Here is a 13,029-nt window from a genome sequence, read left to right as displayed (position 1 = left end):
GGGTTCCTCTCTGGTGGTCAGGGGCGGGGAAGGGTCAGGGTGACGCGGGCGGCACCGTCGGTGCCGGCGACCTGCAGGGCGTTCGACAGGAGCGTGCTGAGGTCGATCTGCGGGACCGTCCGGTTGAGCGCGGAGAAGATCGAGATGAACGGTCCGCCGGTGGTGGCGAGCGCGGGAAGCAGCTCGTCGAGGTAGGGCTTGAGCCGCTTGACGAACGGGTCGATGGTGTTCAGGAACGGATCCGGCGCGTCGAGCGACGTCACCATCCGCAGCACCGTCTGCACCGCGCTGAGCACCACGTTCCCGGTGTTCTCGAACTCGGCGCCGAGCCGTTGCACGGCGTTCGTCGTCCAGTCCAGGTCCGCCGAGTAGATCTGGGTGTTGGCGAACATACTGCGGATCGCCGGCATCCGGCTGAGCACCGTCGAGCTGAGCAACTGGCCGGCCCGGCTGAGGGTGGTGAGGTCGTCGTCGCGACCCGACGTGGCCTGCCACGCCGTCTTGACGATCCCGCCGAGCGCGCCCGAGTCGGCCGTGCGGTTGAGCGCGGCGAGCGCCTGGAAGACGTCGCTGACCGATCGGGACTGGGAGACCGCGGTGGCCGGGATCTCGGCGCCGGAGGCGAAGACGTCGCCGCCGGAGGATCGCGGGGCGAACTCCACGTAGGGCTCGCTGAGCGCGCTGAGCTGCTCGACCGACAGGGCCGAGTCGACGGGGATGCGGTACTCCGTCGGGTAGCGGAGGGTGATCCGCACCCCGTCGGTCGACGGTTCGACGCCGGTGACGTCGCCGATCCGGACGCCGCGCAACAGGATCGGCGAGCCGGCGGACAGCTGTCCGGTGTGCGGGAGCTTGAGCGACAGCGTCGTGTACGTCACGCCCGGGCGCAGCCCCATGTACCCGACGAGGAGGATGAACAGCCCGACGAGAAGGACCACGGTGAAGGTGATGGCGTTGGCGAGGAGTTCCTTCTTCATCGGACGGCCCCGATCATGCGCATCGCGCGCAGTGCCTGCTCGGCCTTCTCCGCGGTGGGCACCGCGGGGCCGTCGGAGACCTTCACGACGTTCACCTTGGGGCCGTGTTCGACCCACGGGATGATCGTGTCCCGGAACAGGTTCCGCAGGTTGATGAGGTTGTCGGGGCGGCTGGCGCCGACCGGTCGATCGAGGAGCAGGAGCGGACTGACGACCTGGGTGAAGAGCGCGGCGAGGTCGCGGATGCCGGGGGTCAGCGGAGCGGCGTTCTTGATCAGCGGGGCGAGCGAGGCGAAGACCTCGGTCACTCGGGCCGTCTCGGAGATGACGCCCCAGCGGCGGAGGCCCTCGGGCGCGAGGTACTCGCTGAGCATCGTGTGCTCGGCGGCGAGCGAGCCGGTGACCCCGACGACGGAGCGGAGCGCGGCGTCGAGTGAGCTCGTGTCGTTGGCCCAGGCCATGATCGTGGATGCCAGATTGTCGGTGATCGTGCGGGTGCGGGCCGGATCGTCGGGGAAGGCGCCGTCGATCCGCTGGATCGTGTTGCCGAGCTGCGAGACGCCGCCGCTGCCGAGGAAGCCGGACAGGCTCGTCATGAGGTCCTCGACGTGATCCGGCGGGCGGCTCTGCGCGAGGGGGATGAGCCCGCCCGCGCGCAGCGGCTGCGCGGTCGAGGTGGGCGCCGAGACGAGGGCGATGTAGACGTCGCCGAGGAGCGTGTCCTGCCGCAGCTCGGCGCTGGTGTCCGTGGGGATGCTGGCGGGCTCGCTGATGTTCAGGGTCGCGACGGCGCGGTCGCCCTCGAGCCGGACCGATTCCATCCGGCCCACGGAGCGGCCGTTGAACCGGACCTGTGCCTGGTCGGGCAGGTTCAGGGCGTTGGAGAACTCCACGCGCAGCGGCCATCCCGAGGTGGACCACGTGGTCGGATCGGGCAGTGTCGACGGGCTCGCCCGGAGCACGCCGACGACGCCGAGCCCGAGGACGACGAGCAGGAGCAGGCCGCGGGTGATGCGGCTGCGGAGGGCGGGGCGGTTCATCGGGCGGCTCCCGTCCCGCGGAGGATGGCCGAGATCAGGTCGACGTCGATGTGGCCGGGGTCGACGACCTTGCACTGTCCCGGGGCGATCCGGTTGACGTTCGCACAGGTCAGTTCCGGGTTGCGGGCGACCATCTTCGTCGACGGCGGGGTGAAGACGATCTTGAGACCGAGGGTGCGCTGGTCGAAGGAGACGTTGAAGGCGTCGATCAACGGCGGCAGGAAGCCGAGGAGATCGCCCCAGTTCTTGACGCCCGCGCTGACCAGCCGTGACGCCGGAATCACGGTGTCGAGGAGCGGCCAGAGGTTGTGGCCGTAGTGGGAGATCAGGTCGCGCAGCAGTTTCCCGAGCGGGATCAGGGCCTCACCGAGGGTCTCGGTCGTCTTCGCGGTCGGCACGATGATGTCGGCGAGGCCGTCGGGGGTGGTGAGGAGGAGTTGCTTGAGCGGGTTCCAGTTCGAGGTCATGCCGCCGGTGAGGGACGAGAGCGAGTCGATGCTGCGTCCCACGTCGCCGACACCGGGGCCCGGGTCGTCGAGGAGTGCGGCGAGGCTCTCGATGACGCCGTTGACGTCGGGTCCGGTGCCGTCGACGGCCGCGGCCAGCGAGGTGAGCGAGTCCTGCACCTGCTTGGCCTGTTCGGGCCCGCCGTCGGTGGTGAGCCTGGCCGCCGCGTCGCCGATGGAGCTGAGGCTGCGACTGAGGGATTGTGGGGTCTTGGTGTCGGTCAGGCACGTCCCGGCCTGCAGGGCGGGTCCCTTGCGGGCATCGTCGACGAGCGCCAACTGTCGGGAGGCGATCAGGGAGGCGGCGACGGTGACCGCGCCGGTGCCGGCGCTCACGGCCTGGTCGGCGTCGATGTCGAACTCCACTCGGGCCGCGGTGTTCTCGGGGCGGACCGCGGTGACCCTTCCGATCGGGACGCCGAGCCGGGTCACCGGGTTGCCGACGTAGAGTCCGATCGCGTCGGGCATCAGCGCGCAGTAGCGCGCCTGTGCCTTCTCGGGGGTTCGCGCGACGTACAGCGCGCCCGCGATGATCGACCCGACCACCGTGATCGCGATCGCGGTGACCAACCATTTCGAGCCCAGGATCTTGGACATCATCAGCACGGTGCCCCTTCCAGCGGGATGCAGTACTGGGACGAGATCGTCGGGACGGAACCGTCGAGGACGATGGTGCCGTCCGGCTTCACCGAGGACTGGATCCGCCTCAGGAGGGCCATCGCGTCGTCGATCATCTTCTGGTACTTGGTGAGCAGCGCGCCGATCTGGCCCGACATGAGGTTGAACTGGGCCTCCATGGAGGCGAGGTTCTCCTGGTAGAAGTTCGCCGGCGGGATGATGCGCTTGAGCACGAGGTCGAGCGAGGTCATGAACCGCTTGTAGCCGGCGACGTTCAGCCGCGCCGTGGAGAAGTAGATGTTCATGTCACGCATGACCTGGGTGAGGACGTCGCCGTTGCGGTCGATGGCGGCCGAGTAGTCGGCCAGCGTCTGCACGAATCCGCCGACTTCCTCCTTCTGCGTCGAGATGCTCTGCACCACGCCCTGCAGGGTGGACAGCAGCTCCTTCATCTGGCCGGAGTTGCCGCTCGTCGCCCGCTGGATCTGGGCGAGCGACTCGCGTAACGGCGTCGGGTCGATCGCGCGGATCTTCGGATCCGCCTGCTGGAAGGTCTCCACCAGGCTGTACGGGATGCGCACGCGCGCCGGTGGGATGGCCGTCGCGCCCAGCGAGGAGGTGCCGATCGAGTCGATGTCGACGAAATACCCGCCGACGCCGGTCAGCATCTTCACCGCGACGCGGGACTGGTCGCCGATGTGCACCTTCTTCTTGATCCGCAGGCCCACGTTCACATGGCCGCCCTCGAGGGCCACCCGCTCGACGGTGCCGACGGAGACGCCGGCCACGCGGACGTCGTCGCCCGGTCGGACCATGCCCGCTTCGGGGAAGTTCGCGGTGTAGGTGGTGGTGCCGATCGGCCGGGCGGCGAGCACCGAGCTGGCGATCATCAGCACGAGCGCCAGGGCCACTCCGAGGACGCCGAAGGTGAGCTGCCGCTTCTTCGAACTCGGTTGCGCCCAGGCCTCCTCGATGCCGGAAGCCAGCTTGGTGGCGAGGCCGTAGCCGTCGCGCAGCAGGTTCACGGGCAGGTTCAGCGCTTGCACAGCGTCACCTTCGTTCCGCGGAGGAAGACGAGGACGCCGGCGGGCAGCTGGGCCTCGCCGCGGCTGCAGCCGGTGTCGCCGCCGGCGGAGGGGACCTGTTGCTGCGTCAGGTTCGCGAACAGGCCGGGAAGCAGCGCGGCGAGGTCCACGAGGCTCTGCAGGCGCGGCAGCTCGGGGCGGGCGAGCTCGAGGAGCGAGCTGCCGGCGGGCTGCAGGCCCGCGCCGCGCAGGAGCGCATCGGCCGCAGACATCAGCTCGGCGCCCTGGTCGGACAGGATCTTCGTCGACGGGGCCGCGTTCCGCATCACCTCGCCGATGCCCTTCAGGTAGCCGATCACGGTCGGCAGGGCGCCGGACCTCCCGCCGAGGCTGTCGTTGATCGTCTTGAGGTTGCCGACCAGGGTCTGGAGGAGCGCGGAGCGGTCGTTGGTGAACCGGCTCAGCGTCTGCAGCGCGTCGAGAAGCGGTCCCAGGCCGGAGCCGTCGCCCTCGACGACGGCCGCGATCGATTGCGCGAGGTGGTTGATCTGCTCGGGCTGCATTGCGGCGAGGACGGGTTGGAGTCCGTTGAAGATCGTCGTCACGTCGAACGAGGGCACCGTTCGATCCGTCCCGATCGTCGACCGCGGGGCGACGGTGTCGGCCTGCGCGTCGCTCGGCGAGAGTTCCAGGTACCGGAGGCCGGTGAGGTTCTGGAACCGGATCGACAGCGTTGTGGCGGTGGTGATCCGCTGGTCGCGGTCGACGGTGAAGGCGACCCGGGCGAGAGAGCCGCGTGCGGCATCGCCCTGGTCGAGAGTGACATCGCTGATCTTGCCGACCTGGACCCCGAGCAGCCGCACGTCGTCGCCGGAACGGAGGCCGGAGGCGTTGGTGAACATGGCCGTGTACGGCGACTGCGCGGCCTGTGCGGGGCGGGTGAGCGCGCGCACGGTGAACGCCCCGCCGACCGCGATAAGGACGACGAAGATCAGGAGCAGGGTTCCTGGATTGCGGGCGGTGCGCACGTCAGCGGCCCCTCGTCGTGGTCGGAGCGGCCGTGGTCGACGCGACGCCGGCGGTGGCGGTCGCCGTCGCCGTCGCACCGGTCGATGGTCTCGGCGCGGGGGTGGCCTTGGGCGGAGCCGGCTTGCCGGGCGGGGTCACGGAGAATTGGGGCACGGGCGGCAGCAGTGTGGCGATGGCGGGGAACTGCCGGAACGTGACGTCGAGGTTCAGGACCGGGCCGGATCCGCTGTCCGGCATGGACCGCCGGATCCGTTCGATCAGTTCCTCGAGCTGGCGTCCGTTGCGTGCGGCGTCGGGGAAGCTCGCCACCGAGCGGGTGGCGAGTTCGCGGACGGGCACCAGAACCTCCGTGAGCGCGGCGACATTGGGGGCACTGAGCAGCGCGGCGAGCGCGGGCGAGAAGTCGTAAGCCAGGGCGTTGATGGTGGCGGTCTGCCGTTCCGGGTAGCCGGGGGTATCCGGCCCGGACCAGGACCAGAGGGTCCGGAGCCCGGGGAGCATTCGCTTGACCGACGTGTCCAGCGCTCCGAGCGTGGAGGCGATCGTCGGGAGCGTTTCGGACGTCGGGATCCGCTGCGTATCGGCGTTCGCCTCCGCGATGGCGCCGACCGCGCCGAGGAAGGGCAGGAACTGCCGGGTGGTCGTGTCCATCTGTGCGATGAGCTCGGCCATGTGCGGGCGGAAGCTCTCGCGTTCCATCGTGCTGAGCGACCGGAGCAGGGACGCCATGGTGCCGTCGTCGGGCGTCGAGAGCGGCTCCCACGAGGCGCCCGAAGTGAGGGCGCGGCCGCCCCGTCCCGGGGTGAGCGCGACGACCGTGATGCCGAACGTGTTGCCCGGCGCGAAAGCGACCTTGACGGCATCGGTCACCAGATCGTCGGCGGCGCCGTTGAGCTGCATCGCGACACCCAGTCGACCGGAACCCCGGTCGACGATATCGGTGACCTCGCCGACGCGGAGCCCGTCCATCTCCACCGCGGTACCGGGTCCGACGCCGGGCGCGACGTTGCGGACCACGAGGGTGAGGGTCTTCGGCGGCGTGGTCACGATCGCGCGGACGGCCCAGATGGAAGTGACGGCCAGGAGCACCGCGAGGACCGCGGCGATGCCGCGGCGCAGGAGCACGGGGCCGGGCGTCATCATGCCCGTCACCGGTGAGGGCCATCGCGTCGTCACGTCGTCACCCCCGGAAGACCAATTCGCTGCTGGCGCCCCAGATGCCGAGGGTCATCAGCATGTCGAGCACCACGATGGCCACCATCGAGGCGCGGACGGCGCGGCCCGATGCGACGCCCACGCCCTCGGGGCCGCCCGCGGCGAAGAAGCCCTGGTAGCAATGGATGAGGATCACGGCGCAGATGAAGACGACCACCTTGGCGATCGAGGCGATGAGGTCGGCGGGGGAGAGGAACTGCTGGAAGTAGTGCTCGTAGGTGCCGGCCGCGTCGCCCTGCGCCAGCGTGACGATGGTGCTGCTGGCGAAGAAGCTCACGATGATCGCGATGAGGAAGATCGGCACGATCGCGACCACGCCGGCGATCATGCGTGTGCTGACCACGAAGGAGATCGAGCGGAGGCCGAGCGCCTCCAGCGCGTCGATCTCCTCGGTGATCCGCATGGCGCCGATCTCGGCGGTCATGCGGCATCCGGCCTGGACGGCGAAGCCCGCGGCGGCGAGGATCGGCGCGAACTCGCGGGTGTTCGCCAGTGCGGCGATGACGCCGGTGAGCGGGCCCATGCCGAGCAGATCGAGGGAGGCGAAGGCTTGGATCGCCACCGTCCCGCCGACGGCGAGGCCCAGCACCACCATCATCAGCGACGTACCGCCGCCGACGATCACGGCGCCGCGTCCCCAGGTGAGGTCGGTGATGGTGCGGACCGTCTGTTTGGGGTAGTTCCGCAGTGCGTGCGGGATCAGCCCCACCGAGGCGACGACGAACGAGACCATCTGGCCGAGGCGGGCGAGGGCACCGCGCAGCGAGTCGTTGAGCCGGCCGAGGGTGCGGAGGCCCTTCGGGCGGTACGGGGCGATGGTCACGGGTCAGCCGACTCTCGTGCGGGACGTAGAGGGTTGTGCGTGCGGTGCGTGGAGGTGCATGGTCAGCCCACCCTCGTGCGGGACGTAGAGGGTTGTGCGTGCGGTGCGTGGAGGTGCATGGTCAGCCCACCCTCATGGGGAAGTAGGTCGTGTAGATCTGGGTGAGCGCGAAGTTGAGCACGATGATGCCCACGGTGGAGACCACGACGGTCGTGTTCACCGCGTCCGCGACGCCGCGCGCTCCGCCCTTCGCCTCGAGGCCGTGCTGACAACCGAGGACGGCGATCATGACACCGAAGATCGCAGCCTTGACGAGGGCGAATCCGAAGTCGCGCGTGGTCGCGTAGGCGCCGAAGCTGAGCCAGTAGCTGCCCGGTGTGACGTCCTGCCCGGCGACGGCCAGGTAGTACGCGGCGCCGATGCCGACGACCGTGATGAAGACGCAGAGCAGCGGCGCGACGAAGGTGGCCGCAAGGATCCGGGGAACGACGAGCCGGCGGACGGGATCGATGCCCATGACCCGCATGGCGTCGACCTCCTCGCGGATGGTGCGGGAGCCGAGGTCGGCGGCGATAGCGGAGGCGCCGGCGCCGCCGAGGAGAAGGCCGGCGGCCATGGGGGCGGCCTGTTGGATCACGGTGAGGCCGCTCGCGGCACCCATCAGTGAACCCGCGCCGATCTGGTTGACGATGCTGCCGATCTGGATCGTGACGATGACGCCGAACGGAATGGCCATGAGGAAGGCGGGGATCGCGGTCACGCTCACGAGGAACCACGCCTGGACGACGATCTCCCGGAATTGGACCCGGCCCCGGAGGAGGTCGGCCACCATGGACACCAAGGAGTGGAGGACGAGTTCGACGGTGCGCCCGAGGGTTCGGACGGGGCCCAGCGCGTTGTCGTCGAGATTCCTGCGGAGCGCGTCGAGTGCGCCGGGCCGCGCAGTGGGCGCATCCTGAGACGATCGCGATGTCATAGCCCACCTCCTTCCTGGCACATGTTAGGGAATGTTCTCTATCTCGGCAGGATTTTGCGGCGAATTTCAGGATCAGCTCGTCAACCGGCCGATTTCGCTGGTGGCAGGGGGTTGGGGTACCCTGGTCCGGTTGCCTTGAGGGCAACGCTCCTGCCGTGGAGAGTCCACGGCCGCATAGTCCATAGGAGGAGGCGAAAAGCCCATGCGTAATTACGAACTGATGGTGATCCTGGATCCGAGCCTGGATGAGCGCACCGTCGCACCCTCGCTGGAGACCTTCCTGAACGTGGTCCGCAAGGACGGCGGATCGATCGGGAACGTCGACATCTGGGGCAAGCGCCGTCTTGCTTACGAGATCTCCAAGAATGCCGAGGGCATCTACGCGGTGATCGATCTGACCGCCGAGCCGGCGACCGTCAACGAGCTGGATCGCCAGCTCAAGCTGAACGAGTCGGTGCTTCGCACTAAGGTGCTGCGGCAGAACTAGTCGCGCACTAACGACAGGGAGAAACACATGGCAGGCGACACGATCATCACGGTCATCGGCAATCTGACGGCGGATCCGGAGCTGCGCTTCACCCCGTCGGGTGCGGCGGTGGCCAACTTCACCGTCGCCTCCACGCCCCGCACCTTCGACCGGAACACCAACGAGTGGAAGGACGGCGAGGCGCTGTTCCTGCGCTGCAACATCTGGCGTGAGGCGGCGGAGAACGTCGCCGAATCGCTCACGAAGGGCACGCGCGTCATCGTCTCCGGCCGGCTCAAGCAGCGGTCCTACGACGATCGCGAGGGCAACAAGCGCACGGTGGTGGAACTCGAGGTCGACGAGATCGGCCCCTCCCTTCGGTATGCGACGGCGAAGCCGACGCGCACGCAGCGCGGCGGTGGCGGCGGCGGTTTCGGTGGCGGCAACCAGGGCGGCGGTGGCGGTTACAGCCAGCCCGCCCAGCAGGCTCCGCGCCAGAACCAGCCCGCAGACGATCCGTGGGGCAGTGCCCCCGCGGCCGGGAGCAGCTTCGGCGGCGGCAACGACGATCCGCCGTTCTGATCCCCGGGATCGAACACTGTGAAGGCGTCCCGGTTCGCCGGGCGCCGAAGTAGACCTCATCAAGGAGTACCAACACCATGGCCGGTAAGGGCAATGGCCGGAAGGTGCGCGTCGAGAAGGCCGTCAAGGCCAAGGCGTGCACGTTCTGCAAGGAGAAGAACACCAAGATCGACTACAAGGACACCACGCTGCTGCGTCGGTTCCTGTCGGAGCGGGGCAAGATCCGCAGCCGTCGCGTGACGGGCAACTGCGTCCAGCACCAGCGCGACATCGCGATCGCCGTCAAGAACGCGCGTGAGGTGGCACTGCTGCCGTTCACGTCGACGACCCGCTAAGGAGGGGTGAAGAAATGAAGCTCATCCTCACCGCCGACGTCGACAACCTGGGCGCCCCCGGCGACACCGTCGAGGTCAAGGACGGCTACGGCCGTAACTACCTGCTGCCCCGCGGCCTGGCCATCGTCGCCACCCGCGGCGCCGAGAAGCAGGTCGAGGGCATCCGCCGCAGCCAGGAGGCCAAGCGTGTGCGCGGCCTCGATCACGCCAACGAGCTGAAGCAGGCCATCGAGGGCCTGGAGTCCGTCTCGCTGACCGTGAAGACCGCCGATTCGGGCAAGCTCTTCGGCTCGGTCACCGCTGCCGATGTCGCCGCCGCGCTCAAGGCCGCCGGTGGCCCCGCCGTCGACAAGCGCAGCATCGAGTTGCCGCAGGGGCACATCAAGTCCACGGGCTCGTTCCCCGTGGTCGTGGTGCTGCACCCGGACGTGCGCGCGAAGTTCGCGCTCACCGTCGCCGCGCAGTAATCGCACAGACGAGAAGGACCCCCATCGCCCTCGGGCGGTGGGGGTCCTTCTGGTGTCCGGGGTCGGTCAGACGGTGATCGTGCCGACGCACGGGGTGCTGGTCTGCGTGCCGATCCACTCGCTGCCCGCGCCGGTCTTGATGACCAGGTTGAAGGTCACGGCGCCCTTACCGGTGACGATGGGCGTCTTGTTCAGGACGGGCAGCTGGCCGACGCCGTTGAGCTTTGCGCTGCCGAACTTGCCCGAGGTGGTGTTGTTCCACGACAGGGTCGCGGACGAGGCGAACTGGCTCAGGACGAGGTCGCGCGCGCTCGCGTTGCCGGTCCCGGAGACCAGGATCTGGCCCGGGGCGCCGACGGTGGCGGTGACCTTCCACGTCAGCATCTGGCCGCCGACCACGAACATCGGGTTCGCGCTCGTGCAGGTGGCGGAGACCGACGCCGGCTTCGGCTTCGGCGTGGGGGCGGGGGCAGGGGCCGCGCCCGCGGATCCGATGGCGCACGTGGCGACGGCCGCGAGCGCGACCGCGACGCCGGCTGTGCGCGCCGTGATCGTGGAGGTGTTCATCGGGTGGGTCCTTCCGCAGTCATTGATGCACCGATCAGAATACGCGGCTGCCGGGGCCGGAAGAAGGTGCACCGACGTTACGTGACGCGTTCGCGCTGGTAGGGGGCACGGCAGGTGACCGGCCGGTAACAACTGGGGGTGGTTTTCCCGGCCCGACGCCGACCGATTCACTCACGACACGCCCGAATGTCAGGTCGGTGCGACACGCGGAGGAATCTCGATCCACAACGGTACCCACCCTCATTACCCGTTGCGAACTGGGGCGACGAAGAATGCCCTCCGGACTCTCCACAGGTTTTCCCCATCGGTCCACACCGGCGTCCCCACCCTGACCGCGCGCCATCCACAGGCCACTCACAGATCCATCCACAGCTCCACTTTGCGGTGCCGAGCGGAGGGCCTAGCGTTCACGTGCGTCCGTCACGCGCCCGCGCCGGCTTTCCGATCCGGAAACTGTCAGGGGTGCGGGGTAGACCGAGGGAGTACGGATGAGTCCGCGCCGCCGACCGGCGAGCGCGGACGAGAGAGAGGCGGGTGCGCGGTGTCGGTCACGGACGAGCAGGAGTTCACTCCGGGTCCCGTGGGCCGTCCGGAGCCCAGGCCCGACGGTCCGCCCGCCGAAGACTTCGGCCGCCAGCCCCCGCAGGACATCGCCGCCGAGCAGTCGGTGCTGGGCGCCATGATGCTCTCCAAGGACGCCATCGCGGACGTCCTCGAGGTGATCAGCCCGGGCGACTTCTACCGGCCCGCGCACCAGTCGGTGTACGACGCGATCCTCGACCTCTACGGCGCCGGGGAGCCTGCGGACGCGGTCACGGTCTCCGCCACGCTCGATCGCAAGGGCGAGCTCAAACGCGTCGGCGGCGCCCCCTATCTGCACACGCTGATCTCCACGGTGCCCACCGCCGCGAACGCCGGCTACTACGCGGAGATCGTCGCCGAGAAGGCCATCCTGCGGCGGCTCGTCGAGGCCGGGACCCGGATCGTCCAGTACGGCTACTCGGGGTCCGACGGCGCCGACGTGGCCGAGGTCGTGGACCGGGCCCAGGCGGCCGTCTACGACGTCACCGAGCGCAAGGCCTCCGAGGACTACGTGATCCTCGAGGAGCTGCTGCAGCCCACGATGGACGAGATCGACGCGATCGCCTCGCGCGGCGGCGTCAGTATGGGCGTACCCACCGGCTTCACGGACTTCGACGCGCTCACCAACGGCCTGCACGCCGGCCAGATGATCATCGTCGCCGGGCGCCCCGGTGCCGGTAAGTCGACGATGGCGCTCGACGTGCTGCGCTCCTGCGCCATCGAGCACCAGATGCCCGGCGTCCTGTTCAGCCTCGAGATGAGCAAGACCGAGGTGGTCATGCGCCTGCTCTCCGCGGAGGCGCGGATCAAGCTCGCCGATATGCGCTCGGGCAAGATGTCCGACGACGACTGGACCCGCCTGGCGCGCCGCATGTCGGAGATCTCCGAGGCGCCGCTGTTCGTCGACGATTCGCCGAACCTCACGATGATGGAGATCCGCGCGAAGGCCCGCCGGCTCAAGCAGCGGCACGACCTCAAGCTCATCGTCATCGACTACCTGCAGCTGATGACCTCGGGCAAGAAGGTCGAATCGCGTCAGCAGGAGGTCTCGGAGTTCTCCCGGCAGCTGAAGCTGCTCGCGAAGGAGCTCGAGGTCCCGCTCATCGCCGTCGCACAGCTCAACCGTGGCCCCGAGCAGCGCACCGACAAGAAGCCCCAGGTCGCCGACCTCCGCGAGTCCGGCTCGCTCGAGCAGGACGCCGACATGGTCGTCCTGGTCCACCGCCCCGACGCCTACGAGCGCGACGACCCCCGCGCCGGCGAGGCCGACTTCATCCTCGGCAAGCACCGCGCCGGCCCCACCGCCACGGTCACCGTCGCCCACCAGCTGCACTACTCGCGCTTCGTGGACATGGCCAAGGGCTGACGGCGCGCTGTAGGGTCCCAGATTCCGTGGCGGAATCCCAAGCTACGTGGCGGACAGTTGGCGGATCCGCCAACTGTTTGGGACACGCCGGGGCACGTCCCCGCATCTGAGGGCGGAAGTGGCACCGTCAAGACCATGTCGCCCGGCAGCTCCGCGGGGACCGCGGTGGAAGTATCGTTCCGCCGCGGTGAGGACCTCTGTGAGCGGACCGTGGAGTGGAAGTCGGCCGCAATGGAGGACCTTCGCGAGGCAGCGCCGTGGCGCACATTTCGCTGGTATCGAGGGCAGAAACACTACTCGGGGTGGTACTGGTCGAGCACTACCCGCGATCTGGTGTGGCTATGTCAAGTTGATCTGGCCCCGGTAGGGCGGTTTCATTCGGCCCCACCTGAGTGGGGCCCTGAGCCGCTAGAGTCCGGGGTGTGGATGGGCGGCCGCGGGTGCGCAGTGTGGTT

14 protein-coding genes are annotated in these 13,029 nt (G+C 69.0%); 5 read left to right on the top strand and 9 right to left on the bottom strand.

Features of this window, described 5'->3' with window-relative positions; translation table 11 throughout:
- Positions 1 to 17: 17 nt before the first annotated feature.
- The 8 genes from ACM9LD_RS15350 to ACM9LD_RS15315 form a co-directional block, all read right to left on the bottom strand.
- A complete protein-coding gene (locus tag ACM9LD_RS15350) occupies positions 18 to 977 on the bottom strand; it encodes an MlaD family protein (RefSeq protein ID WP_415677473.1) in 960 nt (319 codons plus the stop codon).
- Positions 974 to 2,017 carry an MlaD family protein gene (locus ACM9LD_RS15345; protein ID WP_415677472.1) on the bottom strand — a complete coding sequence of 348 codons (1,044 nt, stop codon included), beginning with the start codon at positions 2,015 to 2,017 and terminating at the stop codon, positions 974 to 976. The genes ACM9LD_RS15350 and ACM9LD_RS15345 overlap by 4 nt, the downstream gene beginning before the upstream one ends.
- Positions 2,014 to 3,120 (bottom strand): MlaD family protein, encoded by a 1,107-nt coding sequence (locus ACM9LD_RS15340; protein ID WP_415677471.1) that lies wholly within the window; start codon positions 3,118 to 3,120, stop codon positions 2,014 to 2,016. The genes ACM9LD_RS15345 and ACM9LD_RS15340 overlap by 4 nt, the downstream gene beginning before the upstream one ends.
- Before the next feature lie 2 nt (positions 3,121 to 3,122).
- Positions 3,123 to 4,187 carry an MlaD family protein gene (locus tag ACM9LD_RS15335; RefSeq protein WP_415677470.1) on the bottom strand — a complete coding sequence of 355 codons (1,065 nt, stop codon included), beginning with the start codon at positions 4,185 to 4,187 and terminating at the stop codon, positions 3,123 to 3,125.
- Positions 4,175 to 5,194 carry an MlaD family protein gene (locus ACM9LD_RS15330; RefSeq protein ID WP_415677469.1) on the bottom strand — a complete coding sequence of 340 codons (1,020 nt, stop codon included), beginning with the start codon at positions 5,192 to 5,194 and terminating at the stop codon, positions 4,175 to 4,177. The genes ACM9LD_RS15335 and ACM9LD_RS15330 overlap by 13 nt, the downstream gene beginning before the upstream one ends.
- A gap of 1 nt (position 5,195) precedes the next feature.
- Positions 5,196 to 6,371: an MlaD family protein gene (locus ACM9LD_RS15325; RefSeq protein WP_415677468.1), complete on the bottom strand. Its 1,176-nt coding sequence runs from the start codon at positions 6,369 to 6,371 to the stop codon at positions 5,196 to 5,198.
- A 4-nt stretch (positions 6,372 to 6,375) separates the two neighbouring features.
- A complete protein-coding gene (locus ACM9LD_RS15320; protein ID WP_415677467.1) occupies positions 6,376 to 7,233 on the bottom strand; it encodes an ABC transporter permease in 858 nt (285 codons plus the stop codon).
- Positions 7,234 to 7,354: 121 nt separating this feature from the next.
- Complete coding sequence (locus tag ACM9LD_RS15315; protein WP_415677466.1) at positions 7,355 to 8,209, bottom strand: MlaE family ABC transporter permease; 855 nt, start codon at positions 8,207 to 8,209, stop codon at positions 7,355 to 7,357.
- A 202-nt stretch (positions 8,210 to 8,411) separates the two neighbouring features.
- Between ACM9LD_RS15315 and rpsF the strand changes: the two genes are divergently transcribed.
- From rpsF to rplI, 4 genes are all read left to right on the top strand, one after another.
- Entirely contained in the window at positions 8,412 to 8,696 is a 285-nt protein-coding gene (gene rpsF / locus ACM9LD_RS15310; RefSeq protein WP_068570214.1) for a 30S ribosomal protein S6, read from the top strand.
- Positions 8,697 to 8,723: 27 nt separating this feature from the next.
- Positions 8,724 to 9,257, top strand: a complete 534-nt coding sequence (locus ACM9LD_RS15305; RefSeq protein ID WP_415677465.1) for a single-stranded DNA-binding protein — start codon at positions 8,724 to 8,726, stop codon at positions 9,255 to 9,257.
- A gap of 77 nt (positions 9,258 to 9,334) precedes the next feature.
- Positions 9,335 to 9,592, top strand: coding sequence for a 30S ribosomal protein S18 (gene rpsR, locus ACM9LD_RS15300; RefSeq protein WP_068526176.1), 258 nt, complete (start codon positions 9,335 to 9,337; stop codon positions 9,590 to 9,592).
- Positions 9,593 to 9,606: 14 nt separating this feature from the next.
- A complete protein-coding gene (gene rplI / locus ACM9LD_RS15295; protein ID WP_415677464.1) occupies positions 9,607 to 10,059 on the top strand; it encodes a 50S ribosomal protein L9 in 453 nt (150 codons plus the stop codon).
- A gap of 66 nt (positions 10,060 to 10,125) precedes the next feature.
- On the opposite strand, the gene ACM9LD_RS15290 is transcribed toward rplI, so the two are convergent.
- Positions 10,126 to 10,626 (bottom strand): hypothetical protein, encoded by a 501-nt coding sequence (locus tag ACM9LD_RS15290; RefSeq protein WP_415677463.1) that lies wholly within the window; start codon positions 10,624 to 10,626, stop codon positions 10,126 to 10,128.
- Positions 10,627 to 11,206: 580 nt separating this feature from the next.
- Between ACM9LD_RS15290 and dnaB the strand changes: the two genes are divergently transcribed.
- Positions 11,207 to 12,574, top strand: a complete 1,368-nt coding sequence (dnaB, locus tag ACM9LD_RS15285) for a replicative DNA helicase (RefSeq protein WP_415677559.1) — start codon at positions 11,207 to 11,209, stop codon at positions 12,572 to 12,574.
- Positions 12,575 to 13,029 lie beyond the last annotated feature (455 nt).

Origin of the sequence: Tsukamurella hominis, from assembly GCF_965137015.1 — a bacterium.
Classification (GTDB): domain Bacteria; phylum Actinomycetota; class Actinomycetes; order Mycobacteriales; family Mycobacteriaceae; genus Tsukamurella; species Tsukamurella hominis.
Note: the sequence above shows the minus strand (reverse complement) of the source record. Positions and strands in the feature narration are given on the sequence as shown.

Excerpts from the sequence above, each read along its gene's own strand:
- ACM9LD_RS15350 (WP_415677473.1), bottom strand. The coding sequence starts at position 977 with ATGAAGAAGGAACTCCTCGCCAACGCCATCACCTTCACCGTGGTCCTT.
- ACM9LD_RS15345 (WP_415677472.1), bottom strand. The coding sequence starts at position 2,017 with ATGAACCGCCCCGCCCTCCGCAGCCGCATCACCCGCGGCCTGCTCCTG.
- ACM9LD_RS15340 (WP_415677471.1), bottom strand. The coding sequence starts at position 3,120 with ATGTCCAAGATCCTGGGCTCGAAATGGTTGGTCACCGCGATCGCGATC.
- ACM9LD_RS15315 (WP_415677466.1), bottom strand. The coding sequence starts at position 8,209 with ATGACATCGCGATCGTCTCAGGATGCGCCCACTGCGCGGCCCGGCGCA.
- rpsF (WP_068570214.1), top strand. The coding sequence starts at position 8,412 with ATGCGTAATTACGAACTGATGGTGATCCTGGATCCGAGCCTGGATGAG.
- ACM9LD_RS15305 (WP_415677465.1), top strand. The coding sequence starts at position 8,724 with ATGGCAGGCGACACGATCATCACGGTCATCGGCAATCTGACGGCGGAT.
- rpsR (WP_068526176.1), top strand. The coding sequence starts at position 9,335 with ATGGCCGGTAAGGGCAATGGCCGGAAGGTGCGCGTCGAGAAGGCCGTC.
- rplI (WP_415677464.1), top strand. The coding sequence starts at position 9,607 with ATGAAGCTCATCCTCACCGCCGACGTCGACAACCTGGGCGCCCCCGGC.
- ACM9LD_RS15290 (WP_415677463.1), bottom strand. The coding sequence starts at position 10,626 with ATGAACACCTCCACGATCACGGCGCGCACAGCCGGCGTCGCGGTCGCG.